The 25418-nt window shown below is 59.5% G+C and carries 18 protein-coding genes and 1 tRNA gene; 8 read left to right on the plus strand and 11 right to left on the minus strand.

Going from position 1 to position 25418, the window contains the following annotated elements:
* Nucleotides 1–136: 136 nt before the first annotated feature.
* From PL599_RS19540 to PL599_RS19565, 6 genes are all read right to left on the minus strand, one after another.
* Nucleotides 137–226, minus strand: a tRNA-Ser gene (locus PL599_RS19540).
* Nucleotides 227–422: 196 nt separating this feature from the next.
* On the minus strand, nt 423–1304 hold the full coding sequence (locus PL599_RS19545) for a dihydrodipicolinate synthase family protein (RefSeq protein ID WP_269824952.1): 882 nt from the start codon (nt 1302–1304) through the stop codon (nt 423–425).
* Nucleotides 1301–2944, minus strand: a complete 1644-nt coding sequence (locus tag PL599_RS19550; protein ID WP_269824951.1) for an ABC transporter ATP-binding protein — start codon at nt 2942–2944, stop codon at nt 1301–1303. The genes PL599_RS19545 and PL599_RS19550 overlap by 4 nt, the downstream gene beginning before the upstream one ends.
* Nucleotides 2937–3860, minus strand: coding sequence for an ABC transporter permease (locus PL599_RS19555; RefSeq protein WP_142913379.1), 924 nt, complete (start codon nt 3858–3860; stop codon nt 2937–2939). Before PL599_RS19555 ends, PL599_RS19550 begins: the two co-directional genes overlap by 8 nt.
* Before the next feature lie 15 nt (nt 3861–3875).
* Nucleotides 3876–4790 carry an ABC transporter permease gene (locus PL599_RS19560; RefSeq protein WP_077984726.1) on the minus strand — a complete coding sequence of 305 codons (915 nt, stop codon included), beginning with the start codon at nt 4788–4790 and terminating at the stop codon, nt 3876–3878.
* Nucleotides 4791–4866: 76 nt separating this feature from the next.
* Nucleotides 4867–6375, minus strand: coding sequence for an ABC transporter substrate-binding protein (locus PL599_RS19565; protein WP_173991335.1), 1509 nt, complete (start codon nt 6373–6375; stop codon nt 4867–4869).
* A 323-nt stretch (nt 6376–6698) separates the two neighbouring features.
* On the opposite strand from PL599_RS19565, the gene PL599_RS19570 reads away from it, so the two are divergent.
* Genes PL599_RS19570 through PL599_RS19580 form a run of 3 tightly spaced genes read left to right on the plus strand, consistent with a single transcriptional unit; the run spans nt 6699 to nt 9972 of the window.
* Nucleotides 6699–7895: a sialidase family protein gene (locus tag PL599_RS19570; protein ID WP_269824950.1), complete on the plus strand. Its 1197-nt coding sequence runs from the start codon at nt 6699–6701 to the stop codon at nt 7893–7895.
* Nucleotides 7892–8848 carry a 4-hydroxythreonine-4-phosphate dehydrogenase PdxA gene (pdxA, locus tag PL599_RS19575; protein ID WP_142913378.1) on the plus strand — a complete coding sequence of 319 codons (957 nt, stop codon included), beginning with the start codon at nt 7892–7894 and terminating at the stop codon, nt 8846–8848. Before PL599_RS19570 ends, pdxA begins: the two co-directional genes overlap by 4 nt.
* A complete protein-coding gene (locus tag PL599_RS19580; protein ID WP_269824949.1) occupies nt 8845–9972 on the plus strand; it encodes an iron-containing alcohol dehydrogenase in 1128 nt (375 codons plus the stop codon). The genes pdxA and PL599_RS19580 overlap by 4 nt, the downstream gene beginning before the upstream one ends.
* A gap of 47 nt (nt 9973–10019) precedes the next feature.
* On the opposite strand, the gene PL599_RS19585 is transcribed toward PL599_RS19580, so the two are convergent.
* From PL599_RS19585 to PL599_RS19600, 4 genes are all read right to left on the minus strand, one after another.
* Nucleotides 10020–10727 carry a FadR/GntR family transcriptional regulator gene (locus PL599_RS19585; RefSeq protein ID WP_142913472.1) on the minus strand — a complete coding sequence of 236 codons (708 nt, stop codon included), beginning with the start codon at nt 10725–10727 and terminating at the stop codon, nt 10020–10022.
* A 4-nt stretch (nt 10728–10731) separates the two neighbouring features.
* Nucleotides 10732–11772, minus strand: coding sequence for a four-carbon acid sugar kinase family protein (locus PL599_RS19590; RefSeq protein WP_269824948.1), 1041 nt, complete (start codon nt 11770–11772; stop codon nt 10732–10734).
* A gap of 232 nt (nt 11773–12004) precedes the next feature.
* The gene (locus tag PL599_RS19595) at nt 12005–14248 is read right to left on the minus strand and encodes a polysaccharide deacetylase family protein (protein WP_269824947.1); all 2244 of its coding nucleotides are present in this window, start codon (nt 14246–14248) and stop codon (nt 12005–12007) included.
* A 171-nt stretch (nt 14249–14419) separates the two neighbouring features.
* A complete protein-coding gene (locus PL599_RS19600) occupies nt 14420–14809 on the minus strand; it encodes an acyl-CoA thioesterase (RefSeq protein WP_035260778.1) in 390 nt (129 codons plus the stop codon).
* A 134-nt stretch (nt 14810–14943) separates the two neighbouring features.
* Here PL599_RS19600 and PL599_RS19605 point away from each other — a divergent pair, with 134 nt between their 5' ends.
* Nucleotides 14944–15177, plus strand: coding sequence for a hypothetical protein (locus tag PL599_RS19605; RefSeq protein WP_137412553.1), 234 nt, complete (start codon nt 14944–14946; stop codon nt 15175–15177).
* A 31-nt stretch (nt 15178–15208) separates the two neighbouring features.
* Here PL599_RS19605 and PL599_RS19610 read toward each other — a convergent pair whose 3' ends face one another.
* Nucleotides 15209–17017: an ABC transporter ATP-binding protein/permease gene (locus tag PL599_RS19610; protein WP_077984717.1), complete on the minus strand. Its 1809-nt coding sequence runs from the start codon at nt 17015–17017 to the stop codon at nt 15209–15211.
* Between the two features lie 292 nt (nt 17018–17309).
* On the opposite strand from PL599_RS19610, the gene PL599_RS19615 reads away from it, so the two are divergent.
* The 4 genes from PL599_RS19615 (at nt 17310) to PL599_RS19630 (ending at nt 25333) form a co-directional block, all read left to right on the plus strand.
* A complete protein-coding gene (locus PL599_RS19615; RefSeq protein WP_269824946.1) occupies nt 17310–20636 on the plus strand; it encodes a transglutaminase family protein in 3327 nt (1108 codons plus the stop codon).
* Between the two features lies 1 nt (nt 20637).
* Nucleotides 20638–23043, plus strand: coding sequence for a circularly permuted type 2 ATP-grasp protein (locus tag PL599_RS19620; RefSeq protein WP_269824945.1), 2406 nt, complete (start codon nt 20638–20640; stop codon nt 23041–23043).
* A 4-nt stretch (nt 23044–23047) separates the two neighbouring features.
* Complete coding sequence (locus PL599_RS19625) at nt 23048–23926, plus strand: transglutaminase family protein (RefSeq protein WP_077984714.1); 879 nt, start codon at nt 23048–23050, stop codon at nt 23924–23926.
* A 168-nt stretch (nt 23927–24094) separates the two neighbouring features.
* Nucleotides 24095–25333 (plus strand): vWA domain-containing protein, encoded by a 1239-nt coding sequence (locus PL599_RS19630; RefSeq protein ID WP_137412556.1) that lies wholly within the window; start codon nt 24095–24097, stop codon nt 25331–25333.
* Nucleotides 25334–25418: the final 85 nt, after the last annotated feature.

Here is a 25418-nt window from a genome sequence, read left to right on the forward strand (position 1 = left end):
ATGCATTACGATCTAGGATATATCGACCTGGAACAGAGAACGCTGCAAACAATCGACAATCCGTTCGGCACGAGATTGTCACCTATGTCTTAGGTACAAACTGTTACCTATGTCTCCGGTCTGGACAGGCGGCAGCTGGCGGAGAGGGTGGGATTCGAACCCACGATACCCTTGCAGGTATGCCGCATTTCGAGTGCGGTGCATTCGACCACTCTGCCACCTCTCCGCATGCGCGAACGCTTGCGTTGCGCGCTCCTCTTAAACATCAATGGCGGGGCTGACAAGGGGAATTTCGTGTTTATGTCACAAATTATTCGCCATGGATCAGGCTAGGGAAATGCTTTTGATGATGGCCGTTTGGCAGATATTTTTAAGGTGAGGCACACGGTCCGCTGCGGTGCGCGTTACAGTCGCTCACGGCGTCAGAGCCGTTGATAACGCCGCAAGATTTCCAGGATTTTTTCATCCTGCGCTTTATCCGGCAGAAGGGCCGGTTGGCGACTGGCGCCAACGGAAGAGTCCTGGAGATAAAGCGAGCGCTTGACCATGGCCGGTGCGAAGCCGAGGGCGTAGAGATCGGTGCGGAAGTCAGTGTAGATTGTCTGCTGGCGTTCGGCCTCGGTGATATCGCCGGCGTTGAAAGCATTGAGAATGCCGGCCAGAACATCCGGCAGTGCGTTGCCGAGGCCGGAAATGCAGCCCGCCGCGCCGTTCTGTAACGACCAGAGAACGAGGTGATCCGGGCCGGAATAGACCTCGAAACCCGGCATCTCCTTTGCCACCTGAAGATAGGCTTCGAGCGTCTGCTGAGCGCCGCCGGAATCCTTGATGCCTGCGATATTGCCATGGATGGCGAGTTTGCGTGCGGTTTCAGGCTCTATGTGGTTCTGGGTGCGGGCGGGAATGTCATAGAGATAGACCGGCGTTTCAACGGCATCGGCCACTGTCGAGAAATGGCGGATCAGGCCATCCTGCGTGCAGGCGATGAAGAAGGGCGTGATGACGGCGATACCGTCGACGCCGATGCGGTCGAAGGCTTTGGCAAGTTGCAGGGTTTCGAATGTGGCGGGCATGCCCGCATTCACGATGACCTTGGCACGGCCGGCAACTTCGTCCACCACCTCTTCGGTCAGCCGGATTTTTTCCGTATGCGTCAAAGCGGTAAAATCGCCATTGGTCCCGGCGCACATAATGTTGTTACCGGCCGCCACCTGGCGGCGCACCTGTGCGCGGGTTGCCTCATAGTTGATGGTTTCGTCCTCGTTGAAACAGGTAACGAGCGCGACGAAAGCTTGTTTGCTCATGAAAGAACTCCGCTTGAATTTGCGACGGCATCGCCGGCAACGGACGGATGACGCTGGGATTGCATATCAGGGTCTGGATCGAGGCTCGCGGACAGAAGGGCACGGGTATAGGCCTCGCACGGCGCTTCGAACACCTGTCGGACGGTACCGAACTCTACAATCTCTCCCCCCTGCATGACCATGACGTGATCGGCAAAATCCCGAACAACCGGCAAATCATGCGCGATGAAGATGAAGGAGAGGCCCATTTCGCGGCGCAGCTTATCCAGAAGTGCTATGACCTGCGCCTGAACCGAGACATCGAGAGCCGAGACCGCTTCGTCGCAGATGATGAGCTTGGGTTCCAGTGCCAATGCGCGGGCAATCGCGATCCGCTGCCGCTGACCGCCGGAGAACTGGTGCGGATAACGGCGCATATGTTCCGGCGAGAGACCCACCTGATGCAGCAATTCGGCAACCCGTTCACGCCATCTTGCCTTGGGCAATATCTCCGGATGGATGACCCAGGCCTCGGAAATTAATTGAAACACGGTCATGCGCGGATTGAGCGACTGGGTGGGGTCCTGAAACACCATCTGCAAATCGCGCCGGAGCGCAAAAAGTTCAGCAGGCGAGAGCTTGAAAAGGTCGCGGCCCTTCCACAAGGCGCTGCCCGCATCCGGCTCGTCCAGCCGCAAGAGAATACGCGCCAGCGTCGATTTGCCAGAACCGCTTTCACCGACGACGGCAATGGTTTCTCCGGGCATGAGGTCGAAGGAAATGCCCTTCAGCGCCTCGAAGGCGCCGTAACGCTTGCGCACGTCACGCACGCTGAGCAGCGCTTCGCCCACCCCCTGCGGCTCATGCATATCGCCCTTGCCGGGTGCTGCGCTGATGAGCTTGCGGGTATAGGGGTGTTGCGGATTTCGATAGACCTCGCGAACCGTGCCGGCCTCGACCAGAACGCCCTTTTCCATCACAACCACGCGATCGGCGATTTCGGCGACGACGCCGAGATCGTGAGTGATGATGAGCACGGCCATACCGGTTTCTCGCTGCAATTCCTTGAGCAGCGAAAGCACCTCAGCCTGCACCGTCACGTCAAGCGCGGTGGTCGGCTCATCGGCGATCAGGAGATCGGGCCGAAGCGCCAGCGCCATGGCGATCATGACGCGCTGGCGCTGACCGCCGGAAAATTCATGCGGATATTTCTTCAAGGCCCCGTCCGGGTTAGGAATGCCGACGCGGGCGACAAGCCGCCTCGCCTCCGTTTCCGCCGCCGCCTTGCTCATGCCATGGGTGGTCATCGCCTCGCGGATCTGCCAACCGACGGTATAGACCGGATTGAGGTGGCTAAGCGGGTCCTGAAAGATCATGGCGATGCGCCGGCCGTTGATCTCGCGGCGCGCCTCGGTCGGCATGGTCAGAAGGTCCTGACCGTCGAGCAATATCTGACCGCCGCCGATATGTCCGGGCGGCATGTCGATGAGGTTCATGATGGCCGAGGACGATACCGACTTGCCCGAACCGCTTTCGCCGAGGATGGCCAGCGTTTCGCCACGGTCGATATGGTAGGAGACATCCTTTACCGCATGGACGACACCGCTTGCGGTGTGGAACTCCACGGACAGGTTGCGCACGTCGAGAAGACGGTCAGCCATGCTTGCGGCCTTTCATTTCCAGGCGCCAGCGCTGCACGGGATCAAGCGCGATGCGCAGCCAGTTCGAAAGCAGGTTGAGCGACAGGGTTGTGAGGATGATGGCAAGTCCCGGCCAGAAGGACAGCCACCAGGCATTGGTAAGATATTGCCGCCCCTGCGAAATCATCAGGCCCCAGGTGATTTCCGGCGGCTGAATGCCGATACCGAGGAAGGATAGCGCGCTTTCCGCCAGCATCACATAGGCGAAATCAAGCGTGGCAAGCGTCGTCAGCGTCGGCAACACGACGGGCAGGATGTGGCGGAACAGGATGCGCTTGCCGGATGCGCCCATCACGCGCGCCGCCTGCACGAACATACGCTCGCGCACCTCAAGCACCTCCGCCCTTGTCGTCCGGATGTAAACGGGAATGCGGGTGATGGCGAGAACCAGCATCAGGTTGAGGATGGAGGAGCCGAGCAGATAAAGCACGATGACCGCAATCAAGAGCGACGGGAACGACATGATAACATCAGCAAGCCGCATGATGATCTGACCGACACGGTCGGAGGAAAAACCGGCAATCAGCCCGAGCACGGCGCCGGTAATGGCGGAAAGAAGCACCGCGCCGGCGGCGATCATCATCGTGTTTTGCGTGGCGGCGACAATGCGCGCGAGAAGCGAACGGCCGAGCGCATCCGCCCCCAGCCAGAAATACCACTCGCGCTGCCAGTCGAACGGGGCGAGGTTGCGCCCGCGCAGGTTCTGTTTCGTCGCCAGATCGCCAAGCCACGCCGGGCCGACAAAAGCGAGGATAACGACGACGATGAGGAAGATCGCGGCGCAGAGCGCGAATTTATCCGCCCACAACATGCGCAGCATACGTGTTGCGAAGGACGGCTCGGCGGTGATCTCGTTGTCGGCGCTGGAAAGGCTCATGGCTGAACGGCCTCCTCAGTGCCGGATACGCGGATCAAGGAGCGCATAGGCGATATCGATCAGAAGATTCATCAGGAAGATCGCCAGCGCGGTCACGAGAATGGCGGCCAGCACGACGTTGAAATCGCGCTGAAGAATGGAATCGATCATCAGCTTGCCAACGCCGGGAAAACCGAAAATCGTTTCGACGATGACGGCGCCATTGAGAAGGCTTGCCGCCTGATCGCCAATGACGGTGATGACCGGCAGCATGGCGTTTCGCAAAGCGTGGATGAAAATGATCGGACCCGACTTCACGCCCTTGGCGCGCGCCGTCTTGACATAGGCCGAGGACAAAGCACCGATCATCGAACCGCGCACCACCTGCACGATAATGCCGAAGGGGCGCACAAAAAGGACTGCGATCGGCAATATCCAGTGCAGCACGGAGCCCGTTCCCGACGTGGGCAACCAGGCGAGATTGACAGAGAAGACGACGATGGCGACGATCGCCAGCCAGAAATCCGGCACGGATGCACCGATGAGCGAGATACTGGAAGCCATGCGGTCGAAGAAGCCACCAGAGCGGAAAGCCGCAAGCGAACCGATGACTATGGCGGCGGAGGTAACGAGCGACATGGTGATGACAGCGAGCCAGAGTGTCCAGACAAAAGCCTCCAGCACCACATCCAGCGCCGGGCGCGCTTTTCTCAGTGATTCTCCGAGATCACCCGTCATCACATCGCCCGCATAGCGCAGGAACTGCACCGTCAGCGGATCGTTCAGCCCGTGCAGCGCCCGAAACTGCTGCTTCAACTCCTCCGAAGCCTCCACCGGCAGAAACAATGCGGCCGGGTCCCCCGTCAGGCGCGACAGGAAGAAAACCATCACGATGAGGCCGATCAGGGAGATCAGGCTCGCAACGGAACGTTTTCGGATGAAACTCAGCATGGTTGCCTCCGGTTTTTCAATGCGGCGGCGAAGCTTTCGCTGCGCCGCCGCTTCTCAATTGACAAGACGCGGGGTCTTATTTGATGCCGATTTCCGAAAGCTGCAGCATCGAGTTCGTGGAGATGGTGGGCTTGAAGTCCAGCCGTTCCGAGACGCGGGAGAAGCCGACCATGTGGAACAGCAGCACGTCGGCCACCACATCGTCGTGCAGATAAGCGATGAGTTCCGACCAGAGCTTGGCGCGCTCGTCACCGACCGCTGCGGATGCACGTTCAATCAGATCGTCAACCTTCTTGTCCGAGAAGCCGGACTGCGTGCCCTTGGTGGCATATTTGAAGAACATGGTGAAGGACGGGTCGCCCTTGGAATTGTCGTGCATGGCGGCGACAATCTGCGGTCCGCGGCCTTCCTTGAAGGGCTTGGAATAATAGCTTTCGTGCTCGGCCACTTCCACGAATTTCAGGTCGATCTTGAAGCCGACATCCTGCAATTGCTGCTGGATCGCCTCCATGATCTCGGTGACGTTGGGGAAATTCGCGGTACGCGCGATGATGGTGATCGGCGTATCCACCTTCACACCGGCAGCCTTTGCTTCCTCGAGCAGCTTTTTTGCGCCCTCGGGGTCATAGGGGAAGACCTTGACGTCGGGGTTCCAGCCAAGCGTTGTCGGTGGAACGAGCGCGGTGGCCAGCACGGCGCCTTCTGGAACCAGCGTGCCGAGGAAGGCCTGCCGGTCGATGGCGAGGTTGAGCGCGCGGCGCACCCGCACATCGTTCAGCGGCTCAATATTGTGATCGAGACGCATATAGACCGTCTCGCTGTCGAGATAGGAAAAGTCGGTCTTCGTATTGGTGGCGTCCAGCTGGGAAATCGAAGGCGAGAGATCGGCTTCGCCGGTCTGCACCATGGCCGCGCGAACCGAAGGATCGGCGCGGAAAAGATAGGTCGCTTCCGTCACCTGCGGTTTGCCCCCCCAATAATCGTCGCGCGCGGTGAGCACAATTTGCTGACCCGGCGTCCAGTCGGTCAGCTTGTAGGGCCCGGTGCCGACAGGCTCTCGGATGAATTCCATCTTGGTTTCTTCCGGAACGATGGTGACCAGAGACATCAAGAGCGGCAGAATAGGCTGCGCCGGTTCGGCCTTGAAGTCGATCGTGTAGTCATCAACGATCGATGGGGTCACCGTCATGCCACCGAAATAACGACGGGACTCGCAGGCGTTCTTGTCGCTCATAATGCGTTCGAAGCTGTGCTTGACGTCCTTGGCATCGAACGCCGTGCCGTCGGAAAACTTTACGCCTTCACGCAGGTGGAAACGCCAGCTTCCATCGGCATTCTGCTCCCACTTCTCGGCAAGGCGCGGCTGAACACCCTTGTTGCCGCGCACATCAAGCTCCGTCAGCGTCTCGCTGACATTTTCCATGATGATGCGACCGATGTTGGAGCGGGTGGCCATGCAGGGCTCCAGCAGGTCCGCCTCTTCCGCCAGCACGATCTTGATCGGACCCGATGCCGCGAGCGCCGGCGAAACCGCGGCGCTGAAGGAACCCAAGACAAGGGCGCCCGCAATCAATGACTTCTTCATTCCGTTCTCCTCCCAGATTCAGAAATTCAGCAACATGGCGGCGCGCCGCAAGGGGCATTTGAAAAATCCCCGTCTCCTGCATTAAGGAGCATGGCATGCGGATGATTGTCTCCTCCACCCGTTAGCGAAGCATCGACGCTATCACGTTTTTTGTCAATTTATTTTTCGAAGGCAATTTTTATTAAAGCCAAATTCATTAATTTTATTATTTAAAAACAAAAGTTTAATTCCAAATATCAAAAATATCGAATCCTCATTTTCTATCAAATAAACTTGACAACTTTTTTAATATGTCATTTTCATCGAGACAAGAGGAGACCACGATGACCCCTGATGACATCGCTCGCGCCATGACCGGAGCCATGCATGCCGTGTCGGAAAACCGGCAGGAAGCCTTTCTGCCGTCGCCCATGATTCAGAACCATGCGAGCTTCCTGCACCTTCTGGACGATGGCGCCCTGCTCTGCGCATGGTTCGGCGGCACGCTGGAAGGAAAATCTGATATTTCGATTTTCGCATCCGTACTGACGGCGGGTGCAACCCGGTGGGGACCGCCGCAGCGACTGAGCCACGACCCCTCCCATTCCGAACAGAACCCGGTTGTCTTCACCGCGCCGGATGGCGTTCTGTGGCTGTTTCATACCGCTCAGCCCTCCGGTAATCAGGATGAATGCCGCATTCGCACGGCGCGGATCCACCGCGACGCGACTGCGCCGGAAAAGCTTGTTTCCGAGGAAGGACGTTTTCTCGATCTCCCGCAGGGCTGCTTCATCCGCGCGCCGCTGCGCATCCGAGATGACGGTGCCTGGCTGCTGCCGATCTTCCGTTGCATCCAGCGCCCCGGCCAGAAATGGAACGGTAGCCACGATACGGCAGCGCTCGGCATATCCACGGACAATGGTGCGACCTGGCGATTGCAGGATCTGGAAGAATCGACCGGCTGCGTGCATATGAGCCCGGTTGCGGTGACGAATGGGGACTACGCCGCCTTCTTCCGCCGCCGTCAGGCTGACTTCGTCTACCGCACGCAAAGCGTCGATGGCGGCCGCTCGTGGTCAAAGCCGGAGCCGACCGATGTGCCCAACAATAATTCCTCCATTGCGGTCATCAAGCTCAACGATGGCAGGTTGGCTATGATCTGCAACCCCGTCAATGCCGCGCAGTCGAGCGATCGCCGCGCCTCGCTTTACGACGAACTTGGAGAGGACGACGACAGGCCGGATGCCGATCCGAGCGGCGGGTGCGTTCCCGTCTGGGGTGTGCCGCGCGCGCCTGTTTCGATCTGCCTGTCCGACGATGACGGGCGCAGTTTTGCCACCCGGATCCTGATCGAAGACGGGCCGGGCACCTGCCTTTCGAACGATTCGACCGATGGGCGCAATCTGGAAATGTCCTATCCGTGGCTTCTGGAAGCGCCGGACGGTACGCTGCATGCAAGCTACACCTATCATCGCCGCGCAATCAAATATGTCCGGCTGGCGCCCGGCTGGGCTGACGAGAACGACGGGAGACAAAGATGAGCAATATTATTGGCATCACCATGGGCGATCCCTGTGGTGTCGGCCCGGAAATCACGGTGCGGGCGCTCGCCGAAATGTCCGGTTCGGATCGTGCAGCGACGCGGATTTACGGCAACCTCGCCACGCTGGAAGCGGCGCGGGATGCGCTCGGCGTTGATATCGATCTTTCTCAGCACGTGGTCGACCTGCCAGTGGAGGGTGCGCCGCTGCCCTGGGGTACATTGTCGCCTGTTGCCGGAGACGCCGCGTTCCGCTTTATCGAAAAGGCTGTTCGCGATGCCGAAGCGGGCGCTATCGGCTGCATCGTTACCGCGCCGATCAACAAGGAAGCCCTGAATCTCGCCGGTCACCATTATGATGGCCACACCGGCATGTTGCGAAGCCTCACCGGCTCCTCGGCTGCCTATATGCTGCTCGCCTCTGAACGGTTGAAGGTCATTCACGTTTCCACCCATGTCTCCTTGCAGGAAGCCATTACCCGCGCGACGACGGAGCGCGTGCTTGCGACCATCCGCGCCGGCAACGCGCATCTGAAACGCATCGGTTATGGTCAACCGCGCATCGCGGTTGCCGGCATTAACCCGCATTGCGGTGAAAACGGCCTGTTCGGCAATGAGGATGACAACCAGATCGCACCGGCGGTCGCCGCCGCACGCGCCGAAGGCATCGAAGTGCAGGGACCGATTTCCGCCGACACCGTGTTCCACCGGGCTTATTCCGGCGCTTTCGATCTCGTCGTCGCGCAATATCACGATCAGGGCCATATCCCGATCAAACTTGTCGCTTTCGACACCGCCGTCAATGTCTCCGTCGATCTGCCGATAGACCGCACCTCCGTCGATCACGGCACGGCTTTCGATATCGCCGGCAAGGGCATCGCCAATCACGGCAACATGAATGCGGCCATCGCCTATGCGCGCAAGCTGGTGGCGGGCAAGGACCGAAAGGGATGAGCACCATGTCAACAGCTCCCATTCTCATCCATCAGCCACGCCGGCTCGCCGTTGGCGCTGGCACCGTTTCACAGGTCGGCGTCTGGGCGGGGAAAACCGCATCGACCCTCGTTATCGCCACACCGCTGACGGCCAAATTTGCCGAACGGCTGCAATTGCCGGGTCCTTTCACTGTCTTCGACGCCATTCCCGGCGAGCCGGACACCACAACGCTCGAAGCCGCCCTTGCCGCGGCAAGCGCCGCCAAGCCGGATCTCGTCATCGGCCTCGGCGGCGGTTCGGTAATGGATGTGGCGAAGCTGGTCGCAGCGCTCTGGAATTCCGGCCAGACGCTTGAGGATGTGGCTGGACCGAACAGGGTTGCCGGGCGCAACACGCGGCTGGTGCAGATCGCCACCACCGCCGGAACCGGCTCCGAAGCCGGCATCCGTTCGCTTATCACAGACCCGGTAAAAGGCAGCAAGATCGCGGTCGAAAGCCCTCATCTGATTGCGGATTTCGCCGTGCTCGATCCGGAACTCACCTATTCGGTCCCACCAGCCGTTACGGCGGCAACGGGTGTGGATGCCATGGCCCATTGCGTCGAAGCCTTCACCAACCGCAAGGCCCACCCGATGATCGACGGTTTCGCACGCATGGGATTTGCACTGGTCGGTAAATATCTGGCGCGCGCCGTCCGCGATGGTGCGGATACTGAAGCGCGGGAAGGCATGATGCTTGCCTCCTATTATGGCGGCATCTGCCTTGGTCCGGTCAATACGGCCGCCGGCCATGCCATCGCCTATCCGCTCGGCACGCTTCTTAACCTGCCGCACGGGCTGGCGAACGCCATCGTCTTTCCGCATGTTCTGGCCTTCAACCAGCCCGCGGTTTCTGCGAAGACGGCGGAGGTGGCGGGAGCGCTCGGGCTTCGCGAACATCTTTCGCCTGATGATTTGCGCAAGGCGGCGACGGATTTCTGTGCCGGACTCGGCATCGAAATGTCGCTTGCACGGCACGGCGCCATTGAAGCCGATCTTCCCCGCTACGCTGAGAATGCGCATGCCATCCGCCGGCTGATGGACAACAACCCCGTCGACATGAGCCTCGAGGATGTGCTCGGCGTTTACCGCCACGCCTTCTGAGCAAAATTCCGGTGCGCGGACGCGCGCATCGGTCTTCGGTCACCCGCTTATTCCGTGTGCGAAGACTCAAACAGGCGGTCGCGCGATCCGGTCAGGTGCTGGAGCATCAGCTGGCGTGCCGCCTCTGCATCCCCATCGGCAATCGCCTTTGCGATTGCCTCATGCTCGGCAAAAACACGCGTCAGGCCGGATGCTTCCCGCTTCAATGACATGCCGTGGAACTTCATTCCCACGGCAATATGGTCTTTCAGCGCTTCCATCGCAGTGGAGAAATAACTGTTCCGCGCCGCCCGTGCGATGGCGAGATGAAACTGATAATCGGCATCCTCGCGGTGGGACTGGCGATTGGTCGCATCCCGCATCAGTTCGAGCGCCTTTCGGATCGCCGCAAGTCTCTCACCATCGTGCCGCAGAGCCGCGGCCGCCGCCGCTGCCGGCTCCAGCGTCAGCCTGAATTCGTAACAGTTGAGAAGGTCCGCGACGTTTTCAAGCTGTCCGAAGCCGAGCGGCTCGCGCAGGCCGAAGGCCCTGACATAGCTGCCGGAGCCTCTGCGGGAATAGATGAAACCCTGTTCGCGCAGCCGCCGGAGTGCCTCGCGCACCACCGGTCGCGATACTTCGAATTCCATGGCGAGTTCATGCTCGGTCGGCAGCCGCTCATCCGGCTTGTAGGCGCCGGATTTGATCGCGCGGTGCATTCTCTCGAAAATAATGTCCGGAAGTGCCTTGCGCGCCGTTTCTTTCATCAGCCCCATCTGGTCAGCTCTCTCCAGCGTCATTGTCGCCAAGCATCATTTTCGCGATCCGTTTCAACGTGTCAGCTTGCCCAAAACCGCCGGACTTCGCAATGATGCATTGATCGCCGGACCAGCCCACGCCGAGACCCGGCAGGCATTCGCCGGCAAGACGCAAGCGTGAAACGCCCATGGCCCGCAGCACGGCCTCCGCCGTGGCTCCACCTGACAACAGCAGTCTCGCCGCTCCGGCGGTAAAATGCGGCACGACGCCTTGCGCCAACCGGTCTGAGACCGCAAGCGGCGACAGATTTTCCGCACCCTGCGTCGCTTGAACCAGCATCAGACCGGCACCGTCATCGGTGTGGCGGGGCATGACGCCATTCGGCGCCTCAATGATCGAAACAGGTCCAACGCTTTTGAGAACGTCAATCTGCTCCACCGTGATCGGATCGCGAGACCCGATGACAAAAAGCCCCTTTCCGGCCGGAATGATCGCGGCCTCAGGAACAGCCTGCGCCGTCATCGCCTCAGCCAGCGCCTCGGCAAGCCCGCGCGCGCCGACCAGAAGATCGGCCCCTTGCGCCTGCGCGGCGGCGAGAGCCTCGGCGATTTCGCCCTTTGATCGCGTATCGGGTATCGTGCAACGGTCGGCATGCCCGCGAAGCCTTTCATGAACCGGAATGGCAGCGTCGACGCCAAAGCCGGAAACGGCTCCGCCAATAACGACGCGTCCGAAATCCGGAATTGCGGGCGCGACAAGCGCGTGGCGATAGGAAATCGCATCCATTTCCGCCGCAATATGCCCCTTCAGGCGGGAATCGATCTTCTTGAAAAGGATGGTATCGACCGGAATCATCCCCAGCAGTTCCCGCGTGCGGCGGCGGGCTTCATCCGCCTCGCCGTCGCGGCAGCCGAGATTGACGCTAAGGACGGCAGGCGCATCCGCCAACGCCGCACGCGCACCGTCAAGCCCGATGGCAACCTCGGTCGCCAGCCCGCGCCCGGCAAAAGGGGCGGCGGCGTCGAGCGCTCCGGTCAGATCATCGGCAAAAATTAATAGCAAGGGCGATGTCTTCATAAAAGTTGTAATGTTTTCTGTCGATAAATTTATTTATAATCAATAGATAAGTGGATGTGAATAACAAAATTTGTGACACAGCTTTTCGCACTGACCAATCAGCCGCAAAGAGGCTCGAAGGACGAGAGAAAAATCGGAAACGGCAAAAGAGAACGCCAAATGCGAGCCGCAGAAACATCTGGCAAGACGGCCGAGAGATGGCGAACGAACAAGGTCGCTAGATGAACCGGAAGGGCAGACCTGAAATGAGCGCCTTGACGAAACGCTTTTTCTGAAAGCGACCATTCAGCGATACACGCGGCAGCAGCGTCGGCTTTTCAAGGCAACGGGGATCGATAACGCCAGCCTGCGTGGTCACGGCTGCAGAAAATCCTGCGTCGTGAACCGCTTTCGCTTCCCGTTCTCCCACGGCCTTTACCCAGCCATAGGGATAAGAAAAGGACCGTGGCCGGTGGTCGACATAAGCTTCCACCCGACGCGTCGATTCCGCGATCTCATAAGCCAGACGCGTCGCATCGACCTTGCGCATATTCACATGCGTCACGGTATGTGCGCCGAAATGCACCAGAGGGTCTTGCGCCAGCGCCTTGATCTCGTCTTCATCCATGACAAGTTCGTCCACGATCGCGATGGGATCGACGCCATGCTGCCTCGCGACACGATCGATCCTTTCCACCGCCTCGTCTTCCGAAAAATTCTGGACGAAATCTTCAAGCCGCGTGAATGCCTCCGCTTTCTGCGAAGGGCTGGCGCACGCCACCAGTTCCGGCCCCGCCCCGAAATCGAATTCGAAAGACGCGGCTTTCTGCGTCAAGGCAGCAGCGGTTTCCCACCAGAGGCTGCGTGTTCGCTCCACAAAACCCGGCGTGATGAAAATCGTGTAGGGAACGGCATATTTACGGAAGATCGGTGCGGCATACTCGGCATTGTTTCGATAGCCGTCGTCGAGCGTGAAGGCGCAGAAGGACCGGCCCTCGTGATTATCGGCAAGCAGAGCCGGCAGATCGTGCAGATGGACAGGAACAAGACCGCATTCGAGTGCGGCCTGTATCGCCTCTTCCAGAAATTGCGGCGTGACGGACAATTGCACATTGGGTGCGAAAGCCGAAACAACCCCTCCGGGGCGCACATGATGAAGCGTAAAGATTACGCCACGCCCGGCAAAAGACGGAAATGCCGAACGGACGGCCGGGAGAGAACTCACCTCCAGCCCCGCCCTTATGACTCCATATTTCACAAGGCGTTTTATCGGCTGAAAGAAAATTCTCCCCGATTGTCCTGATCTCAGGCCGGGAAGAAGGCGTTTTCTCACGACTCTCGAGACCGTCAGCGGCAGATCGATCAGGCCCGGCAAGGGATCGTTCGGCGCAAAGGCGGCCCAGCTGCGGATCTTGCCCAGAGAAGCAAGGTAGTCACCAATTTTCGCCTGCCCCCTCCGGGCCAATGTGAAAGCGGCAACGGCGTCGCGGACAAGATAGGACCAGGAAACACCCTGCCGCACATCGCCGGGCGGACCGACCGGCTCACCGTTGGCGACCCGCCATAGCAGGGCGCCAAGGTCGACGCCCGCCGCCGAGCAAAGGCCAAACCATGACCATGGACGCGGATTGACATCGAGAAGCTTGAGTTTCCCGTCTCGGTGGTCGAGCTTGAATTCCGCCTCGACCAGCCCGCTATGGCCGGCCGATTTCAGTATTTTTCGAGCCGCCTCCACCGCTTTCCCGTTGTCGACGACCTCGACGCGGGTGCTGGTATAGCCGAAATCGACAGGATATTGCCGGACGCGCCGGGCAGTGAATTCCGCTACCGGCTCTCCGTTCAGCCAGAGCGCCGCGTAGGAGAACTGGCTTTCTCCTCCACCCGGAATGAGTTCCTGCACGACGACATTGCCGACGCCGATCTCTTCACTCGCATCGGCAAAAGCCGTTTTCAAAGCATGGCGGTCATCGGCGCGAATGACTTTTGCCCGGGCGATGGTGGTATCGCCACCCCCCATATTCGGCTTGAGAATGACGGGAAACAATATGTCCAGCGTATCGATGTCAGCGGCCGATGTCAGTGCATAGGTACGCGGAATATCGACGCCGAGTTCTGCGGCGCGCTGATAAAGCAGCGGTTTTTCGCAGAGCCATTGCAGCTCCGCCCAATCCGGCAAAACGATCTTGTAAAGAGCGGAAAGCTCCTCACGATGCTGCGCAACGAGCTGGACCTCTCCGTCACCGGATGGCACCAGCAGACAGCCCTTCAAACCACGTTCCGCCGCCATCTGACGCAGGAACTCCATTGCTCCGGCGTCGTGCGGGCCATCCCAGCGGATTGTTTCCCGCACGAAGCGCGACCAGCCTGGCAACGGTGAATCATGGGTGAGATAATAGACAGGCACATTCAGGGCGCCGAGGCTGCGCACAAGGGCGAGCGTGCCGTGAGCGCCGCCGACAATAACAACACCTGGAATGGTCAAAGCCTGATCCTCGTCCTATTCCATATCTTGATCGCAAAAATTGATAAATAAATTGGATATTTCTAAAGTATTGAGCGGACGGATATCGAATTGCGAAAAATCCGAAACGCCTATGCTTCTAGTCATTTGCAGGCGCTTCGGAATTGCTTTGAAAAAAAAGCGGAAGCCGTCTCACGCCTCCTTGCGGACGGGACGAGGATCGCCGTTGTCGTCCACCGCGACCATGATGAAGACGGCCTCCGTCACCTTTTCGCGTGAATCCTGATAGTGCCTGCGGGTCCACGCCTCGATCTTCAATGTGACGGAGGTACGGCCGATCTTTTCGATTTTGGTATAGACACACAATGTATCGCCGATCTTGACCGGCTTCTTGAAGACGATCTCATTGACTGCGACGGTGACGGTGCGGCCGCCAGCCACATCATTGGCGCGGACGAAAGCGGCAAGGTCCATCTGCGACATGACCCAGCCGCCGAAAATATCGCCGGCCGGGTTGGCATCGGCGGGCATCGCAAGCGTTCTGAGCGTGAGTTCCATATCGGCGGGCGGTTGCTGGTCCATGTCTCAAAGTCCTTTCACAAGCCTCCCGCTGCCGGACTTAAACAACCGCACCCCATCCGCCAATAGCCGATTTGTCGCGGCAGCCCTTCCAAAACAGCAAGGAATCATAGAGCCGTCGTAAGCTTCGGTTAACCATGATGAGGCACGATTCCAAAAAACGCGAGGGCGTGCGAATGGCCTATGACTGGAGTGGAAACAACGCAATACAGCAGCGCTACGACCGTATTGTCCTGGTGGTCGCCAGCGTCGTCGCCATCAGCCTGGCGACCGGCACATTTGCCCTGCGTTCGCAGGTGGAGCCGGACACCACACTAAGCCTTGTCAAACAGCCGCGGCTCGCTTCGGATCAATGGCATCTTCGGCTATAGCCCGCTCCGAACAACTCCATAGCCCGACGGCCTATAGCGGAGCGCTGTCTGCCGGGGAGATATTTTCCTTCTGCGCGGTATGGTCGAGATGCGCCACGGCCGGGGCGAGAACCGACAGAAATGTTTCGGAGCGGCCGATATAGATGATCGCCGCACTGTCGATCCCGTTCAGAACTTCCGCCAGCGTATCCTGCGTCTGTTTTTCCAACCCTTCGAGCAAATCATCGATAACGAGGAATTTCGGCTTCAGCAGCAGGGCGTTTGCAACCCGGATGCTGGCCTGCTCGTCTGAATCCAGTTTTTTATCCCAGCGAATGTTTTCATCGAGACGGGACGCCATCTCGCCAAGCCCGCAGGCAGCGAGCGCCGAGATATAATCGGCATCGGCAAAACGCTGGGGAGCGCGCGGATAGGCGAGGATTTCACGCAGCGAACCCGCCGGCAGATAGCCGTGCTGGGCGATGAAAAGCGTGTCGGACTGTTCGGGCATCTCTATCCTGCCCTGTCCCCAGGGCCACAGGCCCGCCATGGCCGCAAAAAGCAGCCTTCGGTTCACGCCCTGCTCGCCATTGATCATCAGTCGTTCGCCCGGCCCGATCGTGACTTCGCTCTCGCGCAGCTGGAAGCCGCGATCCAAATCCTGTCCGCCCGCATCGCGGCAGATCACCACCGACTGGAGGCGGATTTTTTCATTCTCCGCGCTGCGTTGCAGATCGATCGCCAAGCCGTGCTGTTCGACGCTGTCCATCTCGATAAGGGCGTTACGGAACACCGAAACGCGCTGTAACGTGGCCTTCCAGCTGGCAATCGGTCCGAAATTGTCGATGTACCAGCGCAGCGCCGTGTTGACCTGGTTGAACGCACCCACGGCCATCATCAACCCGCCGAATGTCAGATTGCCGGAAAAATAAACGGGAGCTGCGATCAGAATCGGCGCCACCACCGCCAGCCAGCCATATCCCGCCGAAACCCATGTTAGATTTGTCAGGGCCATCGCCAGCCCTCGAATGACGCCAATCACCGCATCAACATCGATACCGATCCGCCGCCTTTCGTTCTTTTCACCGCGCGCAAGGGCAATGGCGGCAAGATTTTCGCTGGCCCGCATCAGCGAGAAGCGAAGCTCCGCTTCTTTGGAGTAACGCTCGGCATTCAGTCCAACCAGCCGATAACCGACGAGATTGCTGAGCAGGGAGGCTGAACCGGCGTAAAATATCGCCGCCCAAACCATGTAGCCGGGGATAGCATAGGTATCGCCGCCGATGGTGACAGCAAAGCCCGCCGAGAGCGACCAGAGGACGCCGATAAAGCTGATGAGCAGGATCGTCGCATTGACGAGCCCGATGGAAAGCGCCGTACTGCTTTCAGCGAGATTGCGGACATCGTCATGCAGGCGCTGGTCGGGGTTGATCGCAATCGTGCCGAAACCGGCAAGACGGGCGGCGCGCCCGGGTTTCAGCCATTGATCCACCATATCCTTGGCAAGACCTTCGCGCATGTTCAGCGCCGTCATCTGGTTCAGCCAGGTCTGGATGACGTTGAGGAGAAGCAACGCCCCCCCGATGATGGCGAAGACCTCCAGCTGATGAATGAAGGCGGCAAGATCGCGCCGCTCCAGCGCATTGTAAAACGGCGCGTTCCATTCATTGAGCCTGATCTGGCCGTAAGCGGTGAGCAATATTACCGTGAGCAACGCCATCGACAGCAAGATCAGCCGATTGCGCACCGGCGAGGTCCAGAAGGCGCGCCCCATCATGCGCAGCTGCGCGGGAAAATCGAGATCGAAACCCGAAAGATTAGCCGCGCTTTTGCGCTGATCGTCGGTCACCGTTGTTGCCATTCATTCCATTCCGAAACGTCAGTCGGCAAAGAAAGCGGGGCGCGATTCTGCGCCTTTCGTTGCCAAGCAATAACACGCCGTTCAACCTTGTCCACAATCCCGGCGAAATCTCAGCTGCGATGATTGAAAAGCCCAGACAATTCTTCCCGCGGGCAAATATCGCGGCTTAACCCAACAATGCTGTCGCTTCCGGAAATGATCCTTGCTTTCTTTTCCTGCATTGCACAAAATCCGGATAATTTCAGAGGGGCGGACAAACCGCGTAAGCCGGAAAACCGGGCAAGGCAGATTAATGGCGATCAAAGCGAGCATCTATCATCTGACGCATTATAAATACGACAATCCTGTTCGCCTTGGACCACAGATCATAAGATTAAAGCCCGCCTCGCACTCCAGAACCCGTGTCATCAGCCATTCGCTCAAGGTTTCGCCCTCCAATCACTTCGTGAACCTTCAGCAAGATCCTTACGGCAATTACCTCGCCCGCTTCGTTTTTCCCGAGCCGGCGACGGAATTTAAGATCGAGGTCGATCTTGTCGCCGATATGACGGTTTACAATCCGTTCGATTTCTTTGTGGAGGAAGAGGCGACAAAGTGGCCGTTCGATTATCCGCAGGAATTGCGGGACGATCTCTCCATCTACATGAAGCCGGAACCGACAGGCCCGCTGCTTGCCGCCTTCATGGCCACCGTCGACCGCACGCCGGGGCAACCGACTGTGGACATGGTCGTTGGCCTCAATGCCCGCCTGCAACAGGAGATCGGTTACGTCATCCGCATGGAACCCGGCGTCCAGACGCCTGAGGAAACGCTCGCTTCCGGCAAGGGCTCCTGCCGCGATACGAGCTGGCTGCTCGTGCAGGTTCTGCGGCATCTTGGCCTCGCCGCCCGCTTTGTGTCGGGATATCTCATTCAGCTTACTCCCGATCTCAAGGCGCTGGATGGCCCATCCGGCACCGAAGTGGACTTCACCGATCTTCACGCCTGGGCCGAGGTCTATATGCCCGGCGCCGGCTGGATCGGGCTTGACCCGACCTCCGGGCTTCTGACAGGTGAAAGCCATATTCCGCTGGCCGCAACGCCGCATTATCGCAATGCCGCACCGATTTCCGGCGGTTATTTCGGCCACGCCAATACCGAATTCGCCTTCGACATGCAGGTCCGGCGTGTTGCCGAGACACCGCGTATCACCAAACCCTTTTCGGATGAAAGCTGGGAGGAGCTCAACGCGCTCGGTGAAGCGGTCGACGGCGTTCTGAACAGCCATGACGTCCGGCTGACAATGGGCGGCGAGCCGACCTTCGTTTCCATCGACGATTTCGAATCCGACGAATGGAACACCGGCGCAGTCGGGCCGACAAAGCGTGAAAAGGCCGACGCCCTGATCCGCCGCCTGCGTGAGCGTTTCGCACCGGGCGGCTTTCTGCATTACGGGCAGGGGAAATGGTATCCGGGCGAAACCCTGCCGCGCTGGACCTTTTCGCTCTACTGGCGGAAGGACGGCCTGCCGATCTGGCAGAACCCGGCCCTGATTGCGGAGGAAGGCGCAGATACGGGCGTCAAGGCCGAAGATGCACAGAAGCTATTGGGTGGTATAGCCACCCAGCTCGGCATTGAGCCTGATCTGGTGCTGCCAGCCTATGAGGATCCGGCCGAATGGATCATCAAGGAAGGCAGCCTGCCCGACAATGTCGACCCGTCCAATTCCAGACTGAAGGATCCGGAAGAGCGCAACCGTATCGCCCGCGTCTTCGAACGCGGTTTGACGACGCCCACCGGCTACATCCTGCCGGTACAGGCATGGAATGCGCGCGCCGCCGGCGAACGCTGGATCAGCGAAAAATGGAAGACGCGGCGCGGCAAGATTTTTCTCGTTCCGGGCGACAGCCCGGTCGGTTACCGCCTGCCGCTCGGCACCCTGCCCTATGTGCCGCCGTCGGCCTATCCCTATATCCATGAGGCCGACCCTTCTATCCCCAGGGGCCCGCTTCCCGATGTCTTGAAGCCCTCCGGTCGCGCCATGCCCGAAGCCTCGTTCCAGGCAAGCGAAGTGGCCGGGCAGGAGCGCATAGAGCAGACGCTTGGTGAAATCGGCGGCGCGGTGCGCACCGCCATGTCAGTGGAACCGCGTGACGGAAGGCTTTGCGTTTTCATGCCGCCGGTCGAGCGCATCGAGGATTATCTCGAACTGATCGCGGCAGCGGAAGCGGCTGCCACAGAGCTTGGACTGCCCGTCCATATCGAGGGCTATGCACCGCCGCATGACGAACGCCTCAATGTTATCCGCGTCGCGCCCGATCCCGGTGTGATCGAGGTCAACATCCACCCCGCTTCGAGCTGGAAAGATTGCGTCAATATCACCACGGCAGTCTATGAGGAGGCGCGCCAGTCGCGTCTCGGCGCCGACAAATTCATGATCGACGGCCGCCATACCGGCACCGGCGGCGGCAATCATGTGGTTGTCGGTGGGGCAAACCCCAATGACAGCCCCTTCCTGCGCCGGCCCGATCTTCTCAAAAGCCTCGTTCTGCACTGGCAGCGGCATCCATCGCTCTCCTACCTCTTTTCCGGCCTGTTCATCGGCCCCACAAGTCAGGCGCCGCGCATCGACGAGGCCCGACACGACAGTCTCTACGAACTGGAAATTGCGCTGGCGCAGGTGCCTGCCCCCGGTGAGGGCGCTCCGCCTCTGCCATGGCTGGTCGACCGGCTGTTCCGCAATCTTCTGACGGATGTGACGGGTAACACCCACCGGGCCGAAATCTGCATCGACAAGCTGTTTTCACCCGACGGGCCGACCGGGCGCCTCGGACTGGTGGAATTTCGCGGTTTCGAAATGCCGCCGAACGCGCGCATGTCGCTTGCCCAGCAATTGCTGGTGCGCGCCCTCATCGCCCGCTTCTGGAAAAATCCGGCCGCCGGCAAATTCGTGCGCTGGGGTACGGCGCTCGCCGACCGCTTCATGCTGCCGCATTATATCTGGGCGGATTTTCTCGATGTGCTTGCGGACCTCAGAGAAAACGGTTTCGACCTCAAGCCGGAATGGTTCACCGCCCAGCAGGAATTCCGTTTCCCCTTCTTCGGCGAGGTGGAATACGAGGGTGCGAAGCTTGAGCTGCGCCAGGCGCTGGAACCCTGGCATGTGATGGGCGAACAGGGCGCGATCGGCGGCACCGTGCGTTTTGTCGACAGCTCCGTGGAGCGCCTGCAGGTGCGGCTGGAAACCTCCAACCCTTCTCGTTACACCGTCGCCTGCAACGGACGCGCCGTGCCGATGACACCAACAGAAAACCGCAGTGTCGCGGTGGCCGGCGTGCGCTTCAAGGCGTGGCAGCCCTCTTCCGGCCTGCATCCCGTCCTGCCCGTCAATTCACCCTTGACCTTTGACATTTATGATACATGGTCGAGGCGATCGATCGGCGGATGCATCTATCATGTTGCTCATCCGGGCGGGCGCAATTACGAGACGTTTCCCGTCAACGGCAATGAGGCCGAGGCACGCCGCCTCGCCCGTTTCGAACCATGGGGGCATACGGCCGGGCAATATCCGCTGATGGCGGAAACCGTGTCGTCAGAATTTCCGCTGACGCTCGATCTGCGTCGGCCTTACGGAGTGTAAATTGTCCAAAGCCCCGGCAACGGAACGCAAGACGGAAACAGGCGCGCAACCACGCGGGCTTGAATATTCCCCCTTGCCGGGCGTTGCCGACGAAATGCTCGATACCAATGGCAAGGTCAGGCCGGTCTGGAAGACCCTGCTCGACGCCCTGTCGCGCATGTCGGAACGGGAATTGCACGAGCGCTTTGCCCGCACCGACCGCTATCTGCGCGACGCCGGCGTGTTCTACCGCGACTACGGCAAGGGCAGCAGCGAAAGAAACTGGCCGATCTCGCACATTCCGGTCCTGATCGACGACAGGGAATGGACGGTACTTTCCGAAGGACTGAAGCAGCGCGCCAATCTTCTCGAAGCCATGGTTGCCGATTTTTACGGCGAGAACCGGCTGGTGAAGGAAGGTTATGTGCCGCCAGCGCTGATTGCCTCCAATCCGGAATTTCTAAGGCCCATGGTCGGCGTGAAACCGGCAACCGGCCACTATCTGCATTTCTGTTCCTTCGAGATCGGCCGCGGACCTGACGGCAACTGGTGGGTACTGGCTGACCGCACGCAGGCACCGTCCGGGGCCGGTTTTGCTCTCGAAAACCGGGTGGCGACCACTCGCGCGCTTTCCGATATCTATGCGGAAACCCATGTCCACCGTCTCGCCTCGTTTTTCGGTGCTTTCCGCGACGCGCTGCAGGCGCAAAGAAAGCACCCCGATGACCGGATCGCCGTGCTGACGCCCGGTCCCGCCAACGAAACCTATTTCGAACACGCCTATATCGCCCGTTATCTCGGCTTCATGTTGCTGGAAGGCGAGGACCTCACCGTCGTCAACGGCCGCGTCATGGTCAGAACCGTGGCCGGGCTAAAACCGATCGGCGTTCTGTGGCGGCGTCTCGACGCCTCTTATTCCGATCCGCTGGAACTCAACCAGCACTCCCATATCGGCACGCCCGGCATGGTGCAGGCGCTGCGCAATGAGGCGCTCACCATCGTCAACGCGCTCGGCAGCGGCATTCTCGAAACCAGGGCGCTGCTCGCTTTCATGCCGCGCATCTGCCGCCACATTCTGGGCGAGGAGCTGAAACTGCCATCCATCGCCACCTGGTGGTGCGGTCAGGAAGCCGAACGCCGCCATGTCGCCGGCAATATCGAAGGCATGGTCATCGGGCCTGCCTATTCCCGGCTTCCCTTCTTCGACGACAACGGCCAGTCCGTGCTCGGCTCTTCCCTGAGAGAAACTGCAAAGGAATCGATCAGCGACTGGCTTACCTCCGACGGCCACAGGCTGGTGGGCCAGGAAGTGGTGAAGCTCTCAACCACCCCGGCCTATATCGACAACAAGCTCGTGCCGCGCCCGATGAGCCTTCGCGTTTTTGCTGCGCGCACCCAGGAAGGCTGGCAGATCATGCCGGGCGGCTTCGCACGGATCGGCAGCGGCGACGATGTGTCTGCCATCGCCATGCAATCGGGCGGCAGCGCTGCCGATGTCTGGATCGTCAGTGACAGACCTGTGGAGCGCACCACGCTTCTGCCGGCGGAAGAGAGCTTCACCCGCAATATGCCGGGCAGCCTGCCGAGCCGCGCAGCCGACAATCTGTTCTGGCTCGGGCGTTATATCGAGCGTTCGGAAGGCGCCCTGCGCATCCTGCGCGCCTGGCACGGGCGTTATGCCGAATCCGCCGATCCGCGCCAGCCGCTGCTTGCCCATGTGACACGCTATCTCGAAACGCTCGATGTGGAGATGAACGATGCCGTGCCGGAAAGCCTGCTGAACAACATCAACAGCGCGCTTTATTCCGCCAGCAACATTCGCGACCGCTTTTCGCCGGACGGGTGGCTGGCGCTGAACGACCTTGCCAAGACCGCCCGCCGTTTCCACGCGAAAGTGGCCCCCGGCGACGACGCTACCCATGCCATGACGATCCTTTTGCGCAAGCTTGCAGGCTTTGCCGGTCTCGTGCACGAAAACATGTATCGCTTCACCGGCTGGCGTTTCCTGTCGATCGGCCGTTACCTGGAGCGCGGCCTGCATATGACGCGTCTTCTCGGCCATATGACCGGCCCGGACGCGCCTGACGGCTCCTATGACATGCTGCTTGAAATCGGCGACAGCGTCATGACCCATCGCCGCCGCTACAACGTCAATACGGCCGGCCTGACCGTGACCGATCTTCTGGCGCTCGACCCGCTCAATCCCCGCTCGATCCTGTTCCAGCTGAACGAGATCCGCACCGAGGTGGAGCAGCTTCCGAACGCCTTCGTGAACGGTCAGATGTCGCCCTTCTACCGCGAGGCGATGCGTCTGCATTCCGGGCTTGCGGTCATGACGCCGGAAAACATGAACGGCGCGATCTATCGCCAGCTCGAAACCGACATGGAACATCTCTCCGATGTTCTGGCCCGGACCTATCTCGGATAATCCTATGCTTTACGATCTTTCCCTGCATATGGGTTACACTTACGACACGCTGGCCCACGGCGCGCGCCACATCATCCGCGTTCTGCCGCTCTCCATCCCCGGCCGGCAGCGGCTTGTCGCCGGCTCCATCGATGTTTCGCCTGTGCCGGAAGAACGTGCCACCTTCGAGGATTTCTTTCATCAATCGGCCACGTCAGTGCATCTGCGCGCACCGCATGAGAAGCTGGATATCCGCATGCAGGCCCGCGTGATGGTGGAGGCGCCGGCGCTGACGGCGGATTTCTCGCCCGAGCTTTCCCGCCTGCCGCAGGATCTGGCCGATGTCTGGTCGCTCGATTTCCAGTCGCCGCACCACTTCATCGGTGCGAGCCCGAGGATCGGAATGGACGCAACAATATCCGCCTATGCCCGGGAATTGCTGAAACCCGGAATGACCATTCGCGAGATCGCGCTCTCTCTATGCAAACGCATCCACAAGGACTTTACCTATGACGGCGAGGCGACGACCGTCGATACGACGCCATCGGAAGCCTTCAAGCTGAAGCGCGGCGTGTGCCAGGATTTTTCGCATATCATGATCATGGCGCTGCGCAGCCTCGGCATTCCCGCCGGTTATGTCAGCGGTTTCCTGCGCACCATTCCGCCACCGGGCAAGGAACGGCTTGAAGGCGCCGATGCAATGCATGCCTGGGTTCGCGTCTGGTGCGGAGAAGCGGCCGGTTACCTGGAACTCGATCCCACCAATGATATCGTCGCCGGAAGCGACCATATCGTTGTCGGTTACGGCCGGGACTATTCCGATGTCGCCCCGGTGATCGGTGTCTTGAAGAGCTATGGCAACCAGCAGATAAAACAGGCCGTCGACGTCATCCCCGTCCAATAATGACACGATGTGTATTATTGCGGCCATCGCGCCAGACAATTCTTGAAAATACTTCGAAAACTGCTCCAATGTGAACACTGTGTAAAATTGAACCGATCACGTTAGCGGATTTTACATCGTTTGCGGCTTTTCTGTGCTCAGTCGAATATTCTAATCTGTGAGCCCGTCATGACCGCCTCTGCACATCAAAAACCCAAGCGCCGTTTTCTTGCCGATACCAGCGGCAATTTCGGCATGATGACGGCCATCCTGCTGCCGGTCCTGCTGGGTTTTGCCGGCGCCGGCATGGAGTTGGCGAATGTGATGCAGGTGAAAGCGGATATGCAGAATACCGCGGATTCGGCGGCCCTTGCGGCGGCGACCGAGGCCCGTTTGAAAATGGGCGATATGACGGACGAACAGATCAAGGAAATCGCCAAGAACTTCATCGCCGCCCAGATGGAAAAGAGCCTGACCGAGGAAGAGAAAAAGGAACTGGAGCAGAATTCTCCGACCAGCATTGCGACGACGGAAAATGCCCGCGGCAAGACCTACACCGTCGAGACCACGATCAACCGTCGGATAGAACTCAATCCGCTGCTGGGATTCATTGGCGCAAAAACGCTCGATCTTTCGGTAACGGGCACCGCAAAGAGCACCGTCAACAAGGGCGCACCGATCTCCATGTATCTGGCACTTGACCGTTCCGGTTCGATGTCATTCAAGACCGATACCATCAATACCGCAAAAAAATCGTGCCCGGTTTATACGGCAGACAATTGGGGTAGCAGCGAAGCGAGGGCCACATCCAGCCCTTGCTACATCAACAAGGCCACCTCGCTCAAAACGGCCGTTGGGTTCCTCGTCGCAACATTGAACAAGGCTGACCCGACCTACACGGCTAACGGCGGTTCAGAGCTCGTCCGAACAGGCGCCTCGGTCTATACGCATGAGACCTATGCGGCCCAGCCCATCAGCTGGGGTACGGGCAGCGTTGTCAGCTACGTTGACAAGCAAATCCCGGAATTCCCTACCGGAGGCACAGATGCCCGCAGCAGCCTGAACGCCGCTTATAACGCCCTTAAAAAATCCAACACCACCGAAGCGAAAGCACATAAAGACAAAGGCAGTGAATCGTTCGAGCGCTACATTGTTCTCATGACCGACGGCGAAATGACGGGCAACAGCGCCTCGTGGAACTCCAGCATCGACCAGTCGGTACGCACCACCTGCGAGACCGCCAAGAAAGACGGGATCAAGATTTTCAGCGTCGCCTTCATGGCGCCGGACAGGGGCAAGTCGCTGTTGCAATATTGTGCATCGAGCGCTGACAATTATTACGCGCCGGAAAACATGGAACAGATCGTCACAGCCTTTGGCGAAATCGCCCGCAAGGCTGCCGGCAGCATGGCCACGCTCACCAACTGATTCTGTTTCCGGAGCGGCTTCTCCGGAGCATCTTGTCGGCTGCATGGCTGACACGACACGTCCGGCAGGTGACAGTGGCGGCGGC

It is taken from the genome of Agrobacterium sp. ST15.16.055 (genome assembly GCF_027956555.1).
Lineage (GTDB): Bacteria > Pseudomonadota > Alphaproteobacteria > Rhizobiales > Rhizobiaceae > Agrobacterium > Agrobacterium salinitolerans.